The 19154-nt window shown below is 74.6% G+C and carries 18 protein-coding genes; 7 read left to right on the top strand and 11 right to left on the bottom strand.

The features are described from left to right. The first annotated feature begins 120 nt into the window (after window positions 1-120). Both BSB02_RS01310 and BSB02_RS01305 read left to right on the top strand, forming a co-directional pair. Window positions 121-1410, top strand: coding sequence for a GTP cyclohydrolase IIa (locus BSB02_RS01310; RefSeq protein WP_084955692.1), 1290 nt, complete (start codon window positions 121-123; stop codon window positions 1408-1410). A gap of 220 nt (window positions 1411-1630) precedes the next feature. Beyond that, a complete protein-coding gene (locus BSB02_RS01305; protein ID WP_084955690.1) occupies window positions 1631-2575 on the top strand; it encodes an EamA family transporter in 945 nt (314 codons plus the stop codon). On the opposite strand, the gene hisC is transcribed toward BSB02_RS01305, so the two are convergent. The 8 genes from hisC to BSB02_RS42835 all read right to left on the bottom strand — a co-directional run bounded on the left by hisC (window position 2542) and on the right by BSB02_RS42835 (window position 11543). Further along, window positions 2542-3615 (bottom strand): histidinol-phosphate transaminase, encoded by a 1074-nt coding sequence (hisC, locus tag BSB02_RS01300; protein WP_084955688.1) that lies wholly within the window; start codon window positions 3613-3615, stop codon window positions 2542-2544. The genes BSB02_RS01305 and hisC overlap by 34 nt on opposite strands. A 9-nt stretch (window positions 3616-3624) precedes the next feature. After that, window positions 3625-5283 carry an ABC transporter ATP-binding protein gene (locus BSB02_RS01295; protein ID WP_084955686.1) on the bottom strand — a complete coding sequence of 553 codons (1659 nt, stop codon included), beginning with the start codon at window positions 5281-5283 and terminating at the stop codon, window positions 3625-3627. Then, window positions 5280-6908, bottom strand: a complete 1629-nt coding sequence (locus tag BSB02_RS01290; protein WP_158088532.1) for an ABC transporter ATP-binding protein/permease — start codon at window positions 6906-6908, stop codon at window positions 5280-5282. Before BSB02_RS01290 ends, BSB02_RS01295 begins: the two co-directional genes overlap by 4 nt. Further along, a complete protein-coding gene (locus BSB02_RS39285; protein WP_143590122.1) occupies window positions 6905-7999 on the bottom strand; it encodes a nitroreductase family protein in 1095 nt (364 codons plus the stop codon). The genes BSB02_RS01290 and BSB02_RS39285 overlap by 4 nt, the downstream gene beginning before the upstream one ends. Further along, window positions 7996-9279, bottom strand: a complete 1284-nt coding sequence (locus tag BSB02_RS01285) for a YcaO-like family protein (RefSeq protein WP_206184454.1) — start codon at window positions 9277-9279, stop codon at window positions 7996-7998. The genes BSB02_RS39285 and BSB02_RS01285 overlap by 4 nt, the downstream gene beginning before the upstream one ends. Beyond that, on the bottom strand, window positions 9276-10649 hold the full coding sequence (locus tag BSB02_RS01280; RefSeq protein WP_084955682.1) for a CocE/NonD family hydrolase: 1374 nt from the start codon (window positions 10647-10649) through the stop codon (window positions 9276-9278). Before BSB02_RS01280 ends, BSB02_RS01285 begins: the two co-directional genes overlap by 4 nt. Continuing rightward, the gene (locus tag BSB02_RS01275; RefSeq protein WP_084955681.1) at window positions 10649-11356 is read right to left on the bottom strand and encodes a hypothetical protein; all 708 of its coding nucleotides are present in this window, start codon (window positions 11354-11356) and stop codon (window positions 10649-10651) included. Before BSB02_RS01275 ends, BSB02_RS01280 begins: the two co-directional genes overlap by 1 nt. Window positions 11357-11420: 64 nt before the next feature. Then, window positions 11421-11543 (bottom strand): hypothetical protein, encoded by a 123-nt coding sequence (locus BSB02_RS42835; protein WP_276206300.1) that lies wholly within the window; start codon window positions 11541-11543, stop codon window positions 11421-11423. A 109-nt stretch (window positions 11544-11652) separates the two neighbouring features. Between BSB02_RS42835 and BSB02_RS40430 the strand changes: the two genes are divergently transcribed. From BSB02_RS40430 to BSB02_RS01250, 5 genes are read left to right on the top strand one after another with little or no spacing between them, the layout of a single operon-like run. Then, complete coding sequence (locus BSB02_RS40430; protein WP_084955679.1) at window positions 11653-12924, top strand: YncE family protein; 1272 nt, start codon at window positions 11653-11655, stop codon at window positions 12922-12924. An 8-nt stretch (window positions 12925-12932) separates the two neighbouring features. Further along, complete coding sequence (locus tag BSB02_RS01265) at window positions 12933-13907, top strand: ABC transporter substrate-binding protein (RefSeq protein ID WP_084955677.1); 975 nt, start codon at window positions 12933-12935, stop codon at window positions 13905-13907. Further along, entirely contained in the window at window positions 13904-14860 is a 957-nt protein-coding gene (locus BSB02_RS41205; RefSeq protein ID WP_206184453.1) for a FecCD family ABC transporter permease, read from the top strand. Before BSB02_RS01265 ends, BSB02_RS41205 begins: the two co-directional genes overlap by 4 nt. Next, window positions 14857-15819, top strand: coding sequence for a FecCD family ABC transporter permease (locus BSB02_RS01255; protein ID WP_084955675.1), 963 nt, complete (start codon window positions 14857-14859; stop codon window positions 15817-15819). The genes BSB02_RS41205 and BSB02_RS01255 overlap by 4 nt, the downstream gene beginning before the upstream one ends. Beyond that, window positions 15816-16589, top strand: a complete 774-nt coding sequence (locus tag BSB02_RS01250) for an ABC transporter ATP-binding protein (RefSeq protein ID WP_084955673.1) — start codon at window positions 15816-15818, stop codon at window positions 16587-16589. Before BSB02_RS01255 ends, BSB02_RS01250 begins: the two co-directional genes overlap by 4 nt. Here BSB02_RS01250 and BSB02_RS01245 read toward each other — a convergent pair. The 3 genes from BSB02_RS01245 to BSB02_RS01235 are packed head-to-tail and all read right to left on the bottom strand — an operon-like array spanning window position 16586 to window position 18991. Continuing rightward, window positions 16586-17464, bottom strand: a complete 879-nt coding sequence (locus tag BSB02_RS01245) for a hypothetical protein (protein ID WP_084955671.1) — start codon at window positions 17462-17464, stop codon at window positions 16586-16588. The two genes, BSB02_RS01250 and BSB02_RS01245, sit on opposite strands and share 4 nt — an antisense overlap. Beyond that, on the bottom strand, window positions 17461-18462 hold the full coding sequence (locus BSB02_RS01240) for a hypothetical protein (protein ID WP_143590120.1): 1002 nt from the start codon (window positions 18460-18462) through the stop codon (window positions 17461-17463). The genes BSB02_RS01245 and BSB02_RS01240 overlap by 4 nt, the downstream gene beginning before the upstream one ends. Continuing rightward, window positions 18455-18991: an RNA polymerase sigma factor gene (locus tag BSB02_RS01235; RefSeq protein WP_084956242.1), complete on the bottom strand. Its 537-nt coding sequence runs from the start codon at window positions 18989-18991 to the stop codon at window positions 18455-18457. The genes BSB02_RS01240 and BSB02_RS01235 overlap by 8 nt, the downstream gene beginning before the upstream one ends. Between the last annotated feature and the right edge of the window lie 163 nt (window positions 18992-19154).

Raw genomic sequence — 19154 nt, 5'->3', positions numbered from 1 at the left:
GGACCGCCGTGCCCGGCGGGCGCGGCGGTCTCGGCCGACAGGACTGCAACGGATGGCAGGATGGGACGAACATTGGTCGAGCGGACCGAAGAGCCTCCCCGAGTGTCACGCCCGGGCGCCATGACACCGGACCTCACCATCGGCGTGGTCGGACCACACGACCTGGTCGAACGGGTCATGCTCATGGGCCACGCAGCCGCCCCCCTGCCCTGCCGCCTGGTAGCCGCCGCCTACCGGGACGAGCAGGAGGCGGCCGACAAGGTGACCAGGCTCGGCCCCGGGGTGGACGCATGCCTGTTCGCCAGCCCGGTCCCCTACGAGCTGGCACGGCGTTCCGGTGTGCTCACCATGCCGGCGACCTTCGTCCAGCTGGGCGGCGCGGCGCTGATAGCGGCGCTGGCCAAGGCGGCGCTAGACCCGCGGATGGACCCGCGGCGCGTCAGCATCGACGTGATCAGCCGGGCGGAAGTGGAGGAGGCGTATACAGATCTGGGAATTCCGACAACAGAAGTGCACAGCCGCGACGAGCCCGGAGCGACCGGGACGATCGCGGCCTTCCATGAACGGCTGGCCCGCCAAGGGACCACCACCGGGGCGCTGACGTGCCTGCCCGCCGTGGCGGACCGGCTGCAGGGCGCCGGGGTGCCGGTCATCAGGGTACGGCCGACCTCGGCCGCCGTGCGGACGGCGCTGCACACCGCCGCACTGCTCGGCGCCCATCACCGGCTGGAGGAGTCGCAGCTCACCGTGGTGCTGGTCGAGGTGCCGACCCTCCGGGAGCCGGTACGGCGGGCCTCGCCGCGCTACTGGCGCGACGAGCTGCGGCTGTCGCTGCACCGGCTGCTGGTGCAGGAGGCCAACCGGCTCAACGCCACGGTGTGGCCCATCGACGACCACAGCTACCTGGTGACGGCCACGCGGGGATCCATCACCGCGGCCACCGACGGGTTCCGTGTCCTGCCGTTCGCGGCGCGGATCCGGGACGAGCTGGGGCTGGCGGTGGAGGTGGGCGTCGGCATGGGGCGCACCACGCACGACGCCGAATCGCACGCCAGGGCGGCGCTGGCGCGCACGCAGGCGGGCAAGCAGGCCCAGGGCTTCGCGGTGGACAGGGAAGGCAGGGCGCTCATCCCGGCGCCCAGGATGCCGCCGGCGGGGGCGACGACGCTCAAGCCGAAGGGCATCGAGGTGCTGGCCCGGCTCGCGGCGAAGCTCGAGGGCGGGGACACCGTGGTCGACGCGGAGAGCGCGGGCAGGATGCTCGGGGTCACGCCGCGTACGGCTCGGCGGTTGCTGCGCACGCTGGTTGACGAGGGACTCGCGTGGCCGCTTCCGCCGAACCGCACGCCGCAACCGGGACGTCCCCGGCAGCTGTACCGGCTCATCGTGGAGAAGCTCGGGCCGCGGTAGCCCTTCCGACAGGCCCGCCGTCCCCCTTCCCCTTTCCAGGGGCGGCGGGCCGCTTGGGGTGCCCTTTGGGCTGTGCCGGCACTCGCCGTACCCCCTTGCCCACCGCCGCAGAACCACGGCCCGCACGGGCTGGGGACCCAAGGGAGGCGAAAAAGGGGACGGCGGGGCGCTTGGGGGTGGCTCGGGAATGTGTCGGTCGCCATCGGTATTGTCATGAGCTATGGGACAAAACACCACTGACAACCGCAAGGCGATCCTCATCTGGGTGGCGCTGGGGCTGGTGTACGTGGTGTGGGGCTCGACCTATCTCGGCATCAAGGTGGCCATCGAGACGATGCCGCCGCTGCTCCACGGCGCGATACGGTTCACGGCGTCCGCCGTGATCCTCGGCGGCTTCCTCCTGGCCCGCAAGGGCACGGCGATCTTCCGCATGACCGGCAGGGAGTTCCTCGGCGCCGCGGTCGTGGGCCTGTTGCTGCTCACGGCCGGCAACGGCATGGTCGCCGTGGCCGAGCAGCACATCTCCACCGGCTTGGCCGCGCTCCTGGTCGCGTCCGTCCCGCTGTGGCTGGTGGTCTTCCGCCTCCTGGCCCGCGACCGGCCCCAGGTTCTCACGCTCGCCGGCGTCCTCGTGGGGTTCGGCGGCGTCGCGGCGCTGTCGCTGAGCGGAGGCGGCACCAGCGGCTCCGCCACCGGCATCGTGGTGATCCTGCTGGCGTCGCTGTCGTGGGCGATCGGCTCGTTCCTGTCCGGCAAGATCCCGATGCCGAAGGACCCGTTCGCGGCCAGCTCGGTCGAGATGCTGGTCGGCGGCGTGGGCCTGGCGGTCATCGGCGCCACGCTGGGCGAGCGCCTGGATCCGGCGCAGGTGTCGGCCGGCTCGTGGCTGGGCCTGGCGTACCTGATCCTCGTGGGCTCGATGCTGGGCTTCACGTCCTACATCTGGCTGCTGAACAACGCGCCGATCTCGCTCGTGTCCACGTACGCCTACGTCAACCCGGTGGTGGCCGTCGTCCTGGGCGCCCTGGTCCTGGGCGAGCGGGTCACGGTGCCCGTGATGCTCGGCGGCCTGGTGATCGTCGTGGGCGTCGCCCTCGTCATCTCGACGGAACGACGCCCGCGAGCCGTGCCTCAGCCGGAGGCCGAGCCGGCCATGAACCGCTGAGCGGCCTCCAGGAAGGCGTCGTTCTCCTCCGGCGCGCCGATGGAGACCCGCGCGCCCTCCCCGGCGAACGGCCGCACCGCGACGCCGGAGGCGGCGCACGCGGCGGCGAAGTCCATGGTCCGCTCGCCCAGCCGGAGCCAGACGAAGTTGGCCTCGGTGGGCGGCACCTCCCAGCCCTGCGCGATGAGCGCCTCGCGCACGCGGCTGCGCTCCTTCACCACGGTCTCGACGCGCTCCATCAGCTCGGCCTCCGCCTCGAGCGAGGCGATCGCCGCCACCTGCGCGAGGTGGTTGACCGCGAACGGCACGATCACCTTGCGGACGGCCGCGGCGACCGGCTCGTGCCCGATGAGGTAGCCGACGCGCAGCCCGGCCAGGCCGTACGCCTTGGAGAAGGTGCGCAGCACGCAGACGTTCGGCCGGTCGCGGTAGAGCGTGAGCCCGTCGGGCACGTCGGCGTCGCGGACGTACTCCCGGTAGGCCTCGTCCAGCACGACCAGCACGTCCTCGGGCACGCGGTCGAGGAAGGCGACGAGCTGCCGGGTGCGGATGGCGGTGCTCGTGGGGTTGTTGGGGTTGCACACGAAGACCATGCGCGTGCGGCCGGTGATCGCCTCGGCCATCGCGTCCAGGTCGTGGTCCTCGCCCTTGAGCGGGACGCGGACCGACCTCACGCCCGCGAGGTCGGCCAGCAGCGGGTAGGCCTCGAAGGACCGCCAGGCGTAGACGACCTCGGCGCCGGGCTCCCCGACGGTCGCGAAGAGCTCCTGCGCGACGGTGACCGAGCCCGGGCCGAGCGCCACGTGGCCGAACGGCACGCCGTGCCGTTCGGCGATGGCCTCGGTCAGCTTCACCGCGGCCGGGTCGGGATAGCGGTTCACCTGCCCCGCCCCTTCGGCGATCGCCTCGACGACGGAGGGCAGCGGGTCGTACGGCGACTCGTTGGAGGACAGCTTGTAGGACCGGCCGTCGGGTGAGGTGACGGCCTTGCCCGGCTTGTAAGCCGGCATGGTGTCCAGGATCGCGCGGAATCGAGGCATGGCCACACTTTACGACCCGCTTGTGACCAGGTGCGATAGGCGGTCGGCGAGCTCGGCGTAGGAGCCCTCGGCCACGACCCGGCCGTCCTCCAGCAGCACGATGTGGTCGGCCCGGCGGATGGTGGACAGGCGGTGCGCGACGACCAGCGTGGCGCGGCCCTCGGCGGCCTCCTCCAGCGCCTCGGCCAGGCGCGTCTCGTTGCCGGTGTCGAGGTTGGCCACCGCTTCGTCGAGCACGAGCACGGGCGCGCCGGTGGCCAGTGCCCGGGCGACGGCCACCCGGGCCCGCTGGCCGCCGGAGAGCGTCACTCCCCGCTCGCCGACCGAGATCTCCGGATCCATCGCGAGCTGCGCGGTCCGCAGGGCGCTCGCCACGTCGGCGTCCGGCGCGCCCAGCCGTACGTTCTCCGCGACGGTCCCCGCGAACAGGTGCACGTCCTGCGGCACGACCGTCACATGGCGGTGCAGGTCCTCCACCTGCGGCAACGGCACCCCGCCGACCAGGATCCGCCCCGCGTCCGGGTCCCAGTACCGCAGCAGCAGCGACACGCACGTCGACTTGCCCGCCCCCGACGCGCCGACCAGAGCCACGGTCTTCCCGTACGGCACGCGGAACGAGACCCCCCGCAGCACCTCGGGCCCGTCGGGCGTGTAGCGGAACCGCACGTCCTCGAAGACGACGTCCGGTCTGTCCCCGACCGGTCGCGGCGAGGACACCGGCGCGACGTTGGCCGGGGCGGTCACCAGCGTGTGCACGCGCTCGGCCGCCGCGCGCAGCGTGCCGTACTCCTTGAGCAGCAGCGCCACCTGCGCGGCCGGCCCGAGCGAGCTGGCCGCGAGCACCATGGCGACCGGCGCGTCGGCCGGCGACCTGATGACCGTGGCCACCAGCAGCAGGGTTCCGGCGGCGGCGACCGCGATGAGCAGGTCGGTGACCGCCGCCTCCAGGCCGCCGCGCGCCGCGTTGGCCGCCTGGGCGCGGGCGAGCCTGCGGGTCTTGGCGGCCAGCAGCTCCCTGCGGCGGCCGACGGCCCGGAAGGCGGCCAGCTCCCGCATGCCCTGCACGGTGTCCACCACGTCGGACGTCAGCTCGGCGGTGGCCGCGCGCAACTCGTCGCCGTGCTTGCGTGACGCCTTGCGCAGCCACAGCGGCACGGTCAGCACGCACGCCGCCAGCGGCAGCGAGACGGCCAGGAGCAGCGGGTCGATCAGCGCGGCGGCCGCGCTTCCGGCGACCAGCACGGTGGCCGCGGTGACGAGCTGGGCGAGCGTGTGGGCGAAGAGCCATTCGAGGGTCTCGATGTCCGACAGCACCGCCGCCGACAGGTCGCCGCTGCGGCGGCCCAGCAGCCGGGCGGGGGCGATGCGGGCGATCGCGTCGTAGACCTGGCCGCGCAGCCGGGCCAGCACCAGATAGGCCAGGTCGTGCGCGACGTACGTCTCCCACCAGGCGGCCAGCGTGGCCACGACGACGAGGCCGCCGAGCAGCGCGCCCACGAGGTCGAACGGCGCCGTCTGCCCGCTGATCACCCGGCCGACCAGCCAGGCGCCCGTCACCGCGGCGCCCAGGACGGCCAGCTGGCCCAGCAGGTTGGCGGCGAGCGTGGACAGGAAGGCCCGGCGGTGCGAGCCGACCGCCCCGGCCAGCCAGCGGATGGACGGGTTCATGCGACTGCCTCCAGGACGGTTCCGTTCTCCAGCACCACGACGTGGTCCGCCTGGCGGATGGTGTCGGGCCGGTGGGCGATCATCAGGCAGGTACGGCCCCGCCGTACCTCGGCCAGGGCCTGCTCGGTGCGCGCGTCCACGTGCGAGGTCGCCTCGTCGAGCACCAGCACGGGCGCGTCGGCCAGCAGGGCGCGGGCGATGGCCAGGCGCTGGCGCTGCCCGCCGGACAGGGTCGCGCCGCGCTCGCCGAGGCGCGTGCCGTACCCCTCGGGGAGCGCGGCGACGAAGTCGTGGGCGGCGGCCAGCCGGGCGGCGGCGACCAGCTCCTCGTCGGTGGCGTCCGGGCGGGCCAGGCGGAGGTTCTCGGCGACGGTGCCGTGGAAGAGGTAGGTGTCCTGGGCGACGACCGCGATCCCGCGGCGCAGGGTGTCGAGCGTCAGGTCGCGGATGTCCACGCCGCCGATGGCGATGCGGCCCTGGTCGGGGTCGTAGTGGCGCTGGAGGAGGGCGGCGAGGGTGGTCTTGCCCGCGCCGGAGGGGCCGACGAGGGCGACGGTCCGCCCGGCCGGGACGGTGAAGGTCACCCGGTGGACGGCGGGGCGGCCGGATCCCGGGTAGGCGAAGGTGACGTCGTCGAACGTGATGTCCGGAGGGGCGGGGAAGCGCCGCCGGGTGCCGGTGTCGGCCACGGCGGGCGTGGCGGAGAGGAGTTCCTCGATGCCGTCGACCGCCGTGATCCCGAGATATCCGGCATGCCAGTACTCGGAGAGGTTCTTCACGGGGCGGAAGCACTCCACCGTGATGACGAGCACCGCGAACACGCCCCATGGGGTGCTCGCGGTGGCGGCGGCCAGGATCGCGCCCGCGGTGCCCGCCTGGATGAGGAACGCGCTCACCCCTGTCTCCACCAGCGACACCTTGAGCTGGCGCATCGTGGTCACGTAGAGGTCGTGCGCCCGGGTCGCGAGCTTCGTCCCCAGCCTGTGGACGGCGCCGAACGCCCGCAGCGTCGCCATGCCCTGCATCGCCTCCAGGTAGTCCGCCGCCAGCTCGGCGAACGCGGTCCAGCGCGTGCGCCCCCTCCTGAGCAGCGTCGCGTCCCAGAAGCGCGGGATGATCAGCACCCCCGCGACGGCGACGGCCAGGACGGCGGCGGCCGCGGAGTCGACCGTGAACAGCCAGGCGACCAGGCCCACCGGCACGCAGAAGGTGACCACGACCTGGGGAAGGTAGCGGCTGAAATACGGGTCGAGGCCCTCCACGCCGTCCACGAGCGTGGTCTGGACGTGGCCGGTGCGGGCGCCGGTGAGGTGCGCCGGGCCGAGGCGGTCCAGGTGGGCGACGAGCCGGTCGCGCAGCCTGGCCCTGATCAGCGCGCCCGCCCACACCGTGACCGTCTCCCTCGCCCACAGCAGGGCCGCCCGCAGGGCGATGACCGCGAACGTCCAGGCCAGCAGGCGGACCACCGCGGCGGTGTCGCCGCGCACGAGGGCGGCCAGGGCGGCGGCGAGGAGTACGGCCTGCGCCACGTAGGCGGCGCTCACCAGCAGGCCCAGCCCCACGCAGGCGGCGATCGGGCCCTTGACGCTGCCGGCCAGGTGCAGCAGGCGGCGATGGATGATCACTTGGTGTCCTTCCCGCCGCCGATGGCGGCTCCGTGGACGATCACGTGGGTGCCGGGCGGCCGGCCGAGGGCGGCGCCGAGGTCGGCCGGGCCCCAGCTGCCGACGGGCCGGGCGGGCAGGCCGCGGGCGTGGGCGGCGAGCAGGGCGCGGTGCACGAGCAGGCCGGCCCTGGTGTAGGCGGCCCGGTAGCCGGTCAGGTCGGCGGTGACCAGGAGGACGGCGGCCGCGTCGGCCAGGAAGGCTTGACCGGTGGCCCAGGCGGCCAGGGCCGGGCGGGCGTCGCCGCGTCCGACGGGGCCGTCGGCGGTGGTCAGGCCGTCGCGGGTGGCGGCGATCAGCGGGGTGCCGTCGAGCAGGGCGTGGAGGTCGGTGCGGTCCAGCTCGCCGGTGAAGGGCGGCGGGGCGCTGCGGCGCGACTCGATGACGTGCCTCGGGAAGGGCGGCATGCCGGGGGCTTCCCAGGTGGTGCCGCCCTCGGCGAGGTCGTCGAGGGCTTGGCGGATGAGCGTGTGGCCGGGCTCCGCCGTACCCCTCCAGGCCGTACCGGCGCAGAGAAGCACGTCTGTGGCGGCGGGAGGGGCGAGCCAGACGGCGGCGAAGGTGTACGGCACGGCCATCCGGCGGGCGTCCACGTCCAGCGAGACGCGGCACTCCACGCCCAGGCACGCGGCGGCCGCGGCCAGGGAGCCCGCCGCGTGCCCGAGGTCGAGGAGCAGGCTGGGCAGGCTGCGGGAGCCGTACTTCCACACCGTGCGCGACGGCTCCAGCGACAGCAGCACGACGGCCCCCGGCACGGCTGAGCACGAGAGCCCCCGATCCCGCAGGACGTGGCGGAACGGATCGAAGGCCAGCAGGCGCCCGCCGGCCATGACGTGGGCGTCCACCGGATAGAGGGCGCCCGCGGAGGGCACCCGGCGCAGGCGGCCTCGGGAGACGCCCAGGGCCAGGTCCACGACCTCCAGCACCCGGGGAGCCACCTCGGCGGGGCGGCCGGGGTAGCGGGGACGCGGCTGCGTGCCCGGCGTGGGCGGGGCGCCGTCGAAGGGGGCGCGGGCGGCGGCCTCGGCCTGCCGTACTGCCGGCGTGCTCATAGGTGCGGCGGCGGGGTCGGGTCGACGGCGCCGGAGACGCCGTGGAGATCGGCGACGTGTTTCCAGCGGGGGGAGCCGAGATAGGGGAACGCGGCGGGGCTGTTCGGCAGCAGCCCGGCGACCACGACCCGGGCCACGCGCAGCGGCGTCTCGGCGATGTCGGAGGTGGTCAGGTCGACGGTGACGACGCGGCGGCCGCCGAGCCGGGGCGGGCCGGAGGCCATCTCGGTCACGTCGGCCGGCGGCAGGGCGGTGAAGCGCGAGAGCAGGCCGTGGAGCCGCTCGTCGAGCCACACCTGGGCCTGGGCGGCCAGGTCGCGGACGGCAGAGAAGCCCTCGCCCGCCGAGTCGAGGTAGCGGCGGTCGGCGCGCCACGGCAGGTAGGAGTGCCGGGCCAGGACCCCGCGCCGCATGGCGTCGAAGGCCGGCCCGTCCTCCTCCAGCAGGCCACGCGCGGCGATCCACACCTGCACCGCCTCCTGCGCGGCCTTCAGGCAGGCCGCCACCGGATCGGTACGGCAGGCGAACCCGGCCGCCGGGATCCGCAGCACCGGGTCGTAGGCCAGCGCGGCGACCACGGGCACCCCGAACTCGCACGGCACCTCCACCAGGTGCAGTTCCAGCCGCGCGCCCGCCCACGCCTCGGCCAGCCCGGGAACCGAGGAGACGCGGATGCCGCGGGTCGGGAGGCCGAGGTGCCACCAGAGCGTCACGGCGTCGCGCTCGATCACCTCCAGGAGGGCGCGCCGAGCGGCGTCCTCGAGGCCGACGCCGCACGCGATCCCGGCGTAGTTGAGGTGATGGTGGCGTGGCTCGGCGCGGCGGGGCCCCTGGTGCCAGTTGAGGTAGGTCCACGAGCCCGGCACCAGCACGCCGTCCACGCCGCGCGCCCACAGGATCGGCTCGTCCTCCTCCCAGGGTCGGTACGGGAAGCCGGGCCTGCCGTACTGGTCGGCGCTGAAGGAGGGCAGGTCGGCGGGGCCGAGGTGCGGCCGGTCGCCGAGGTCGGCGACGCTCGCGCGCAGGAGGCCGCGGGGGATGTTGTTGCCGCAGTACCGCTCGACGGCCTCGCCGATGGCGCCGTGCCTGGCCTGCTCCTCGTCGCCGAAGGAGGTCCCGGCGGCGATCCGGTCGGCCAGCCAGAGGCCGATGCGGCGCGTGTCGGCGACCTCGGCGATGAGGCAGCGGTAGCTGTCCGGCATGCCGTCCAGCTGCGGATATTTCGTGATGCGTTTGATCACGCCGCACACCGGGCTAATGATCACAGAGTCCACGATCACGGGGTCTCCAGGGTCAGGCGGACGCCGGCGACCTCCCGGACGGAAGGGCGCAGCGTCGTCGCGGTCAGCGGGTCGTCGTCGGTGTGCGGGTGCCGCACGTGCAGGGGGAAGTGGTGCGCCGCGATCTCGACGCGCAGGCGGGAGCCGGGCGCGAAGCGGTGCACGATCGTGGGGAGCGTCAGGTCGGTCGTCTCGCCCACGGCGTGGCCGAGCTGGACGGCCCTGCCGTCGGGGAGGGCCTCCGACAGGCGCGCCACCCAGTGCCCCTGAATGCGCCCCTGAATGTGCCCCGGAAAGTGCCCCTGGAAGGTCACGCGGGGCCGCCCGGCGGCGACGCCTTCGTACGGCTCGCTCACGGCGACGACGGCGTCGGCGCGCGGGCGCGACACGTCGACGGGGCCCATCGCCGAGGGGAACGGGTCGGCGGGGTCGGCCTCGAAGCGGCCCTCGCCCTTCAAGGGCACCTCCAGCGCGTCCCCGCCCAGGGAGCCGATCCAGTCGCGTGTCGACTCGACGGCGAGCGTGGCGCCGGACGGCTCCTCTCCGGCCAGCACGCGGTCCACCCAGCGCGTGACGAACCGGGTCACCTTCTCGGCGTGCAGCAGCGGGCGGTCGCCGTTGCGCTCGCGGTGGATCAGGCCCAGATCGTGCTGCCAGGGTCCGGCCACCAGCTCGGCCGGGCCGCTCCAGCCCCGCCACAGGCCGACGGCCGCGTCCAGGAAGGGGTCGTACAGCCCCGCGAGGCTCAGCAGCGGCACCCGGCCGCAGATCGCCGGTTCGCGCGGCGCTCGCCACGCCTCCTCCAGGCCCGGCAGGTCCAGCCCGAGGCGGGCCGGGATGCGCGCGGGCGGCTCGTGGAGGGCGAGCGGGTCGTGGGCGAGGCGCGTGTCCAGCAGGCCGGGCCGTTCGGTACGGCAGGCGCCGTACGTGCTCCACCACCACACGGGCGAGTACAGCCTCGGCACGCCCGTCGCCTCCCGCGCGGTCTCGGCCGGCCCCAGCGCCGGCACGGCGGCCACGATCGCGTCGGCGTCCATGTGGAGAGCGCAGTGGGCGGCGTAGGAGGAGCCGTAGGCGATCACCCGGCCGTCGCACCAAGGCTGGTCGCGCAGCCATGCGGCGAACAGGGGGCCGTCGTGGTGCTCGTGGGCGTAGGGGCGCCACTCGCCCGGCGACTCGTGACGGCCTCGCACGTCCTGGACCACGGCGGCCATGCCCCTGCGGGCCCAGCCGTGGGCCTCGGCGAGGTGGCGGCTCCTGCCGTACGGCGTGCGGATCGCGAGCACGGGCCAGCGGCCGGTCGCGGCGGGCAGGACGGCGTCGCAGACCAGGCCGCCGGGCGTGCGCAACCCCTCGCGGAGCACCGTCATCACCGGACCTCCCGGCGGGGGTCGTGGGGCGGGACGGGCAGGATCGGGTGGTCGGCGACGCGCTGGGTCCGCAGGTCGGCCAGGCGCAGGGTGCGGGTGCGCGGGTGGCCGTGCGCCCAGGCCAGGAGGTCGGCGGCGAGCAGGGAGGCGACGAACGCGGCGGTAACCGGGGTCACCGCCGGGGCTGCGTGCAGCGGCGTGGTGGCCCAGTAGGCGGCCAGGTGGCCGGGGCTGTCGGAGGCGGCCAGGCGGCGCAGGCGGACGTGCTCGTGCGTGACGTCCCCCGGGGCGACGGCGATGGGCTCGATGACGGCGGTCGCGCCCTCGACCGAGCAGCGTTGCCAGGCGATGCGGCCCACTTCGGCGTCGAGGGCGGCCCATTCCCGCTGCGGCGGCAGCCCGTCGCAGGCCCAGCTCACCACGTCGGCCTCCTCGATCGACGGCACGAGACTCAACGGCGTGCGGTCCACCAGGCCGGCCAGCGACTGCGCGATCAGCCCGTCCCCGGCCACCGCCACGGCCGCCGGCGCGCACTCGCTGTCCGGAGCCAGGAATCCGGCGCGGGAGAAGGCCTCGGCCACGGCGGGCGCGAGACCGCCGAGATCCGGGCCGACCTCGGCGTTGACGGCGAGGAACTCCCCGTCGGGCGTGCGCAGCACGGCCGTGCCGTCCAGGTCGAAGATCGAGACACCGGGCGCGAGGGTCATGCGCGGTCCTTTCCGGTCCGGGGTGGTGCCGCGCGCCCGCGGACGGCGCGGCACCACGAGCGGGTCAGGCCTGGTCGTCGTCGAACAGGTCGGCCACCAGGGCGTGGTTGCACGTCGGGTGCGCCGGGGCCAGCTGGGTGGCCGTGACGACCGGCGAGAACACCGGGACCTCGTCGAACTGCTCCATCAGCTCTCCTTTCGTGATTTGAGGGACAAGTCCGGTCCTGCCCCTTGCTGCCACGAGAGCGTAAATGATAATGATTTTCATTGTCCAGAGCTCAACCCTAGGAGGATCCATGCGCCGCAGCGCCCTCTCGGCCGGCGCGGTAGCCGTACTGGCCCTTGCCGCCCTGCACGCCCAGCCCGCCTCGGCGGACGCCGGCGGGCGGTTCCCGCCGGCGGCCCGGTTGGTGGTGGCCGACGCCGCCGCGGGAAGCGTGCACGTGTACGCGGTCCCGTCGAACAAGAAGCTGGCCACGATCACCGGGCGGACCTTCGCCGACCACGCGGGGATGCTCCCGCTGCGCGACGGCCGGGTGCTGTTCGTGGACGAGGCGGCCGGCGAGCTGGTCGCCCTGCAGGTGGGCGGCACGCCCAAGGTCGTGGGAACGGCCAGGCTCCCCGAAGGCGAGCCCACCCACATCGCCGCCGACGAGACCGGCCGCTACGCCGTCGTGGCGGCGGCCGGGGCGCACGACCACGAGGAGCCGGCGGAGGAGGAGCCGCACGGCACCCTGACCGTCGTCGACCTCACGACGTACCGGCCCGCCACGATCGAGGTGGACAGCGAGCACCCGGGTGTCGTCGTCAGCGGCGGCACGGTCGTGCACCGGGGCGACGGCGAGCTGGAGACCTTCCCCATCGCCGGCATCCTGGCCAACCCGGGCGCGCACCTGGAGCCCACGAGCACGCTGGCGACCGGCGAGCACGGGCACGGCGAGGCGGCGCACGCGGGCGGCCTGGTGCTCGGCGCCACCGACGCGGGCCTGGACACGGCGCGGGTCGTGGACGGCAGGCTCCAGCCCGTCAGGACCGTGCCGTGGCCGGACAGCGGGCGCGCCTACTACGTCCGCGTGACCGGCGAGAAGCTCGTCACCTACACCTCCGACGAGTCGGGCGACGACTGGCAGAACTGGAAGCACGACGCCTTCACGGTCGTCCCCGACAGCGGCCGGACGACCACGGCGGAGCTGGGCACCGGGTTCCTGTTCCGGCACGGGCTCTCGGACCGGTACGCCGGGTACGTCCTCCACCGGCCCGGCGGCGACCAGGTCGCCTTCGTGAGCGTGAAGACCGGCCAGGTCACCACCCGCGTGCAGCTGCCGCCGCTGCCGGGCGGGCCGGTTCCCGGGCAGTCGCCGTGGGCCGCCCAGAAGCGCCGCATCGCCCTGGACCCCTCCGGCGTGCTGGCCTACGTGACCGGCGGCGGCACCGGCAAGATCTCGGTCATCTCCCCCGACCTCGGCAAGGTGGTGGGCACCATCGCCACGCCGACCTCGCTGGAGGGCGGCGGCGCGGTCACGGTCGTCGTCCCCGGCCACGACACCGTGGACAAGGTCGGGCGATGAGCCGGGTAATGAGCAAGCACCTGATCGCACTCGTGGCGCTCGCGCTGGTGTCGGCCTGCGGCGGCCAGAGCAAGCCGCAGACCGACACCAGCCCGCAGGCCGCCACCACCCCGCAGGCGGACCCGGCGGCACAGGTGACCCCCGTCAGCGCGGCGCTGACGGTCACCGACCCCCACGGCAGGACCATCACCCTCCCAAGGAAACCCGAGCGGATCGTCTGCCTGACGGGCCTGTGCGACGACGCCCTCGTCGAGCTCGGGCTCAAGCCCGTCGCCACGACCACGCCCAAGCTCCTGTCCCGGCCCGACTACCTGGGCGCGGAGGGGGCCAAGGTGCCGGTCATCCCCGGCAGCTTCGGCGGCGAGGACGTCTCCAAGATCGCCGAGGCCCGGCCGGACCTGGTGATCGGCCTGGCCGGGGTGCACGACCAGCTCAGGACCGCGGTGGAGAAGTTCGCGCCGCTGTGGGTGGTGGAGGTGAAGTCCTACGAGCACTCCATCGGCTACCTGCGGGCGCTCGCCCGGCTGACCGACCGCGGGCGGCAGCAGGCGGCGGCCGAGAGCCGGTTCCGGGCGAAGCTGGCCGACGGCATGGCCCGCGCCAAGGCGGCGGGGCTGGACAGGAAGCCGGTGCTGGCGATGTACGGCGGCACCTCGGTGGGCGTGAACACCACCGACGACGTGCTCGGCCACTTCATGTCCCGGTTCTTCGCCTACCCGTGGCCGAGCAAGGGCGGCGGCTTCGAGACCGCCCAGGCCTACAGCCTGGAGGAGATCCTCGCCAAGGCCCCCGAGGTGATCTTCGTCCAGTCCTTCGGCACCTCGGTGAGCGAGCATCTCAAGGACAACCCGGTGTGGAGGCGCGTCCCGGCCGTGGCGTCCGGCAAGGTCTTCGAGGTGCAGCCGGAGCTGTGGGCGTCGGGCCGGGGCACCCGGGCGTTCGGCGTCATCCTCGACGAGGCGCTCGCCAAGGCCGCGGGGTGAGCATCCCGGTCGCGCCGTGGGCGGCGGGGATCGGGCTGGGCGCGCTGGGGCTGGCCGGGCTGTGCCTGGGCACGCCGTTCGTCGCGCCGCAGGACCTCCTGACCGGCGACGCCGTCGCCGGGGTCGTGGTCTGGGAGCTGCGGGTCCCCCGCGTGCTGGTCGGCCTGGCGGGCGGGGCGGCGATCGGCGCCGCGGGGCTCCTGCTGCAGGAATCGCTGCGGAACCCGCTGGCCGTCCCCGAGATGATCGGCGTCTCCACGGGCGCCGCGCTCGCCGTGGGCGTGTGCGTGGTGTGGGCGCTGCCGGTGCCCTTCCCGTTGTACCCCGTCATGGGGCTGCTGGGCGCCGTCGCCGGCGGGCTGCTCACCCTCGCCGCCGCCCGGGCGGCCAGGACGGCGGGCGGGGTGCTGCTCGTGGGCGCGGCCGTCTCCAGCGCGATCCAGGCGCTGCTGCTGGCCGTCATGGCGACCGCCGACCGGCTCCAGTACGACATGCTGTTCCGCTACCTCGTGGGCAGCCTGTCCGGGCTGATGTGGGAGCAGGCGGGCCGGACGCTGCCGTGGCTGGCCGCCGCGCTGCCGCTCGTGGTGCTGTGCGTGCCCGCACTGGGCCTGCTCCGGCTCGGCGACGACGCGGCGGCCTCGCTCGGCAGCCGGGTGCACCGCGCCAGGCTCGGCGTGCTCACCGTCGCGGCCCTGCTGGTCGGCTGCGTGACCGGTCCCTGCGGGCCCGTCGCCTGGGTGGGCCTTCTGGCTCCGCTCCTGGCCAGGCGGCTGCGGCCACGGGCCGACGCCCGGACGTGGCTGCCGTGGTCGGCCGCGTTCGGGGCGCTCGTCACGCTGGCGGCGGACCTGGCCGCCCGGCTGGCGTTCGCGCCCGTCGAGACGCCGCTCGGGGCGTGGACCGCGCTCGCCGGGGTGGTGGCGGCGGCCGTCCTCGTGAGGAGAGCATGACCGCCGGGCGTGCGGTCGCGGCGGCTGTTCTGCTCGCGGCCGTCGCGACCGCGCACCTCCTCGCCGCCGGGCGGCCCGTCACCGCGCTCACCGGCCTGCTGGACGGTACGGCGGGCGGCCTGGAGGAGCGGATCGTCTGGGAGCTCGGCCTGCCCAGGCTGCTGACCGCGGTGCTCACCGGCGCCGCCCTGGGCGTGGCCGGATACGTCCTGCAGACGGCGCTGCGCAACCCGATGGCCGCGCCCGAGTTCTCCGGCGTCAACCCGGGCGCGGTGCTCGGCATCCTGGCCGGTCTCACGCTGGGCGTCGTGCCCGCGGACTCGGCGGCCGGGGCGTTGGCGGCCGCGCTGCTGGGCGGCGCGCTCGGTGGCGGGATCACCTGGCTGTTCGCGGCCCGCCGCGATCCGGTCCAACTGGTCGTGTACGGCCTGCTCGGCAGCGCGCTGCTGGCCGGGATCGCCACCATGCTGCTGGCCTACCAGCCCAGCCGGTTCGGCAACGCCCTGCGCTGGCTCGTCGGCTCGGTGGAGGGCCGGGTGTGGGAACACCTGGGCTTCACGTCGTGGTGGATCGCGGGATGGATCGCGGTGGCCTGGGCCTGTTCGGCGATGCTCGCCGTCCTCGCGCCCGGCGACGAGCACGCCGCCGCGCTGGGGCTGCGCCCGGGCGTGGGCCGGGGCGTCGCGCTCGCCGTGGCGATCTCCCTCACCGCGGGAGCGGCCGGCCTGTCCGGCGCCATCGCCTTCGTCGGGCTGGTCACCCCGCACGCCGCGCGCCGGCTCGGCGGCGGCGTGCCCACCGCCGCGGTGGCCGGCGCCGTGGCGCTGGCGGGCGCCGACACCCTGGCCCAGCTCGCCGTGCACCTGCTCGACGACACGCATCGGCTCGGCGTCCCCACCGGGGTGGTCACCGCCCTGGCCGGAGCCGCCGTCCTCGCCAGACTGGGAAGATCGCAATGAGCATCGAGGTCAGGGACCTGCACTTCTCGTACGGCCCGCGCCCCATCCTCGCGGGGGTCGACCTGACGGTCGCGCCCGGGGAGTTCGTGGCGCTGGCAGGGGTCAACGGGTGCGGCAAGAGCACGCTCCTGCGGCTGATGGCCGGCCTGCTCCAGCCCACGTCGGGGCGGATCCTCCTCGGCGGCACGCCGCTGGCGTCGCTGTCGCGCCGCGAGGTGGCCCGTCGCGTCGCCGTCCTCCACCAGAGCCTGCCGCCGGTGCCCGGGCTCACCGTGCGGCAGCTCGTGCGCCAGGGCCGCTACCCGCATCGGGGGCCGTTCGGCATGCTCGGGGAGCCGGACGCGGTGGATGAGGCCCTGGAGCTGACCGGGGTCGCGCACCTCGCCGACCGGGTGCTGGACACGCTGTCCGGCGGGGAGCGCCAGCGGGTACGGCTGGCCCTCGCGGTCGCCCAGGACACGGGCGTCCTGCTGCTCGACGAGCCGACCGCGCACCTGGACATCCGCCACCAGCTGGAGGTGCTGGAGCTCGTGCGGTCGTTGCGCGCGGCGCGTGGCCTGACGGTGGTGACAGTGCTGCACGAGCTGGACCACGCCGCGCGCTTCGCCGAACGCATCGTCGCGTTGCACCAAGGCCGGGTGTGGGCCGACGGCAAGCCGAAGGATGTGATCACGACGGGCCTGCTCGCCGAGGTCTTCGGGGTGGCGGGGCGTGTCGTGCTCGACGATCTGCACGGCACGCCCCGCTGCCTGCCGGACGCCCCTGTCTAGGAGGCGGCGGGAACCGCGGGCTCGTCGTCGGTCCAGCCGACCTTGGTGTAGGTCTCCACGCGCGACTTGGCCTTGACGGCGGCGTCGAAGCTCGACGACAGCAGCGTCATCGTGCCGGTGTCCACGAGGACCGTCCGGGTGATGCCGGAGTCCTTCCACGTCAGGCGCTGCCCGGCCCGCCCCAGCAGGTCCTTGGCCCGGCCCGGCGCCTGCACGCCCTTGGTGCTCTTGAGCGCCTCGAACGCCGCGGCGCGGACCGGCTTGGGCACCGGATTGGCGTACATCAACCTCGCCAGCCCCTCCGCCACGTAGAAGTCCAGGCGGGAGGTCCAGTCCTCCGGCTTGGCCTTCGGGTCCGTCGTCTTGGCCTCCTCGGCGGCCTTGGCCATCCATTCCCTGATGTCGGCGACGAGGCGCGCGCGCAGGGCGGCGGGTTGCGCCGGCAACGCCTGGAGCTCCTGGTAGGAGACGAACTTCGCCTCTCCCGTGAGGTCGAAGCCACGCGGGCGGTTCTCGTCCTGCTTGACGTAGCCCTTGCCGGGCTCGGCCGACAGCGTGATCTTCATGCCTTCGGTGCGGTAGCTCCACGAGGTGGGCGAACCGTCGGCCTTCCAGGCGGCCTCGTCCTTGGGCGTCAGCGGCCGGGCGCCGAGCGGGCGATAGCCGTGCCAGGCCCTGCCGTCGGGGGTCAGCCACTCGGTGGAGGCTCTGCGCTCGGCCAGCCAGTACCCGCTGCCCACCGGGCGGGGATGCGTCATGCTGTAGACGGCCGCCACCTGCCAGTACTTGCCCTCAGGGGGCGCGGCCTGGGCCGCGGGAGCCGGTGCTGCCAAAAGCGCCAGGGTGGTCACACCGGTGATGGCAGCGAATCTCATGGTTTCTCCTTCAAGGGATTGTCGTCCGCCCAGCGGCCTTGCCGGACGGCGGTGAACTCCACCGGCTGCGGCCCGTCACCGCTGGTCCCCCGCTTCTCGATGGCCAGGGGGGCACCGGTGCCGGGGTCGATCACCAGCCGGACTCTGCCGCCGTACTCCGCCGAGGAGTACTCCACGGCCTGTCCGGTACGGCCCAGCGGATCGGTCACCTCGCCCACCGGGGTGACGCCCGGCATCCGGGCCAGCAACCGGTAGGCCTCGGCCCGCGTCTCGCTCGCGACGGGCGCGAAGACCAGCAGGCGCGCCAGGCTGTCGACGGCTGCCCGGTCGCCGCCGCGCACGGCGTCCAGGGAGACCTCGCTCATCCGGGTCAGCGGCTTGCCGGCTATGACGACGCGGAGGTCCCAGTCCTCGCTCGACCAGGTGGCCGGCCCGCGGGGGGCCGCCTGGACCGCGTCGGGGAAACGCCACATGCTCCGGGGAAGGGCGCCGGCCGGGAAGGTCCAGCTCGCGGGCGAGCCGTCCGCCCGCCACGCGGCCTCGTCCTCGGGCGTGGCGGGCGCCGTGCCCAGGTATGTCAGGCGGTACCAGGTGGGCGCCTCCGGGTCGGCGGGGATCCAGACCTCCTCCGACTCGGTCTGCCGCAGGACGTAGCGGCGAGCGGGGTCGTGGAACTGCCGGCCGTGGATCACCGTGGTGCCCCACCAGGCGCCCTGGTCCGGGGTCCGGGCCACCTCGGTCGCGGCGGCCAGGAGGATCCGCTGGGCGTCGGGGGGCGCGTGCACGCTGGAGAACGCCAGGGCGACCGCCGCCGCGGCTCCCGCCAGGCCGATCGCCAGCGTGCTCCACCGGGCGGCGCGGCGGCTGCGCCGTACCGGGTGCCGGTCCGGCGGGTCCGCCAGCGCCGCGGCGGCCAGCCGGGCGCGCCCGGCCCGCTTGACCTCCGGCGCGGGCGGCGGGGCCTTCAGCGCGGCCCGCACTGCCTCCAGGTCATTCATCGCCACCTCCGTAAAGTCCGTTCAGGGCGGCACGCAGCTTCCTGCGCGCCCGGTTGAGCCGGGAGCCGACCGTGCCGTAGGGGATGCCGAGGGCCTGCGCGACCTCCTCGTAGCTGAGCTCGCCCAGCGCCACCAGCAGCAGGACGTCCCTGTCGCCGTCGGCCAGCCCGGCCAGCTCGGCCGCGAGCCGCCCCTGTGCGCCCGCGACCGCGAGCCGGTCGACCACCTGCTCCTCGGGGCCCTCCTGCGCCTGCTCGGGCGCCGCCCGGCGCAGCGCCGCCAGCCTGCGTGCCTCGCTGCGGCGGTGCTGGGCGACGAGGTTGGTGGCGATGCCGTACAGCCATGGACGGACGGCGCCGCGCCCGGGATCGAAGCTCGCCCGCTTCCTGAAGGCCACCACGAAGGTCTCCGCGGCCAGGTCGTCGGCCGCCTCCGCGCCGAGCCGCCCGGCGAGGTAGCCGTGGATCTCCTCGAAGTGGCGGTCGTAGACCTCCTCGAAGTCGGCGAGCGTCGAAGGGGGACGGGTCACTTCGGAAGGCACCTTCACACGGCGCTCCGGCTGGGTTTCACAACTGTCACACTCCTCCTCCGCCGCTGCCGCCGATTCCTTCACGGGTTCGTGAAAGTTTCACCGGGGCGGCTCCGGCGGGCCGTACCTGAGCTGGAGCGATGCGCGGAGCGCGGGAGCGGGT

Source organism: Thermoactinospora rubra (assembly GCF_002093975.1).
GTDB classification, from domain to species: domain Bacteria; phylum Actinomycetota; class Actinomycetes; order Streptosporangiales; family Streptosporangiaceae; genus Nonomuraea; species Nonomuraea rubra_A.
The sequence above is the reverse complement of the archived record's forward strand: the minus strand, read 5'-3'. Positions and strand labels throughout refer to the sequence as shown.

Bases quoted from the DNA above. Each gene is read 5' to 3' on its own strand.
- BSB02_RS39285 (WP_143590122.1), bottom strand. From the start codon at position 7,999: ATGAGCACGCCGGCAGTACGGCAGGCCGAGGCCGCCGCCCGCGCCCCC.
- BSB02_RS01295 (WP_084955686.1), bottom strand. From the start codon at position 5,283: ATGAACCCGTCCATCCGCTGGCTGGCCGGGGCGGTCGGCTCGCACCGC.
- BSB02_RS01255 (WP_084955675.1), top strand. From the start codon at position 14,857: ATGACCGCCGGGCGTGCGGTCGCGGCGGCTGTTCTGCTCGCGGCCGTC.
- BSB02_RS01250 (WP_084955673.1), top strand. From the start codon at position 15,816: ATGAGCATCGAGGTCAGGGACCTGCACTTCTCGTACGGCCCGCGCCCC.
- hisC (WP_084955688.1), bottom strand. From the start codon at position 3,615: ATGCCTCGATTCCGCGCGATCCTGGACACCATGCCGGCTTACAAGCCG.
- BSB02_RS01240 (WP_143590120.1), bottom strand. From the start codon at position 18,462: ATGAATGACCTGGAGGCAGTGCGGGCCGCGCTGAAGGCCCCGCCGCCC.
- BSB02_RS01280 (WP_084955682.1), bottom strand. From the start codon at position 10,649: ATGACGGTGCTCCGCGAGGGGTTGCGCACGCCCGGCGGCCTGGTCTGC.
- BSB02_RS01265 (WP_084955677.1), top strand. From the start codon at position 12,933: ATGAGCAAGCACCTGATCGCACTCGTGGCGCTCGCGCTGGTGTCGGCC.
- BSB02_RS01310 (WP_084955692.1), top strand. From the start codon at position 121: ATGACACCGGACCTCACCATCGGCGTGGTCGGACCACACGACCTGGTC.
- BSB02_RS42835 (WP_276206300.1), bottom strand. From the start codon at position 11,543: ATGGAGCAGTTCGACGAGGTCCCGGTGTTCTCGCCGGTCGTCACGGCC.
- BSB02_RS01305 (WP_084955690.1), top strand. From the start codon at position 1,631: ATGGGACAAAACACCACTGACAACCGCAAGGCGATCCTCATCTGGGTG.
- BSB02_RS01275 (WP_084955681.1), bottom strand. From the start codon at position 11,356: ATGACCCTCGCGCCCGGTGTCTCGATCTTCGACCTGGACGGCACGGCC.
- BSB02_RS01245 (WP_084955671.1), bottom strand. From the start codon at position 17,464: ATGAGATTCGCTGCCATCACCGGTGTGACCACCCTGGCGCTTTTGGCA.
- BSB02_RS40430 (WP_084955679.1), top strand. From the start codon at position 11,653: ATGCGCCGCAGCGCCCTCTCGGCCGGCGCGGTAGCCGTACTGGCCCTT.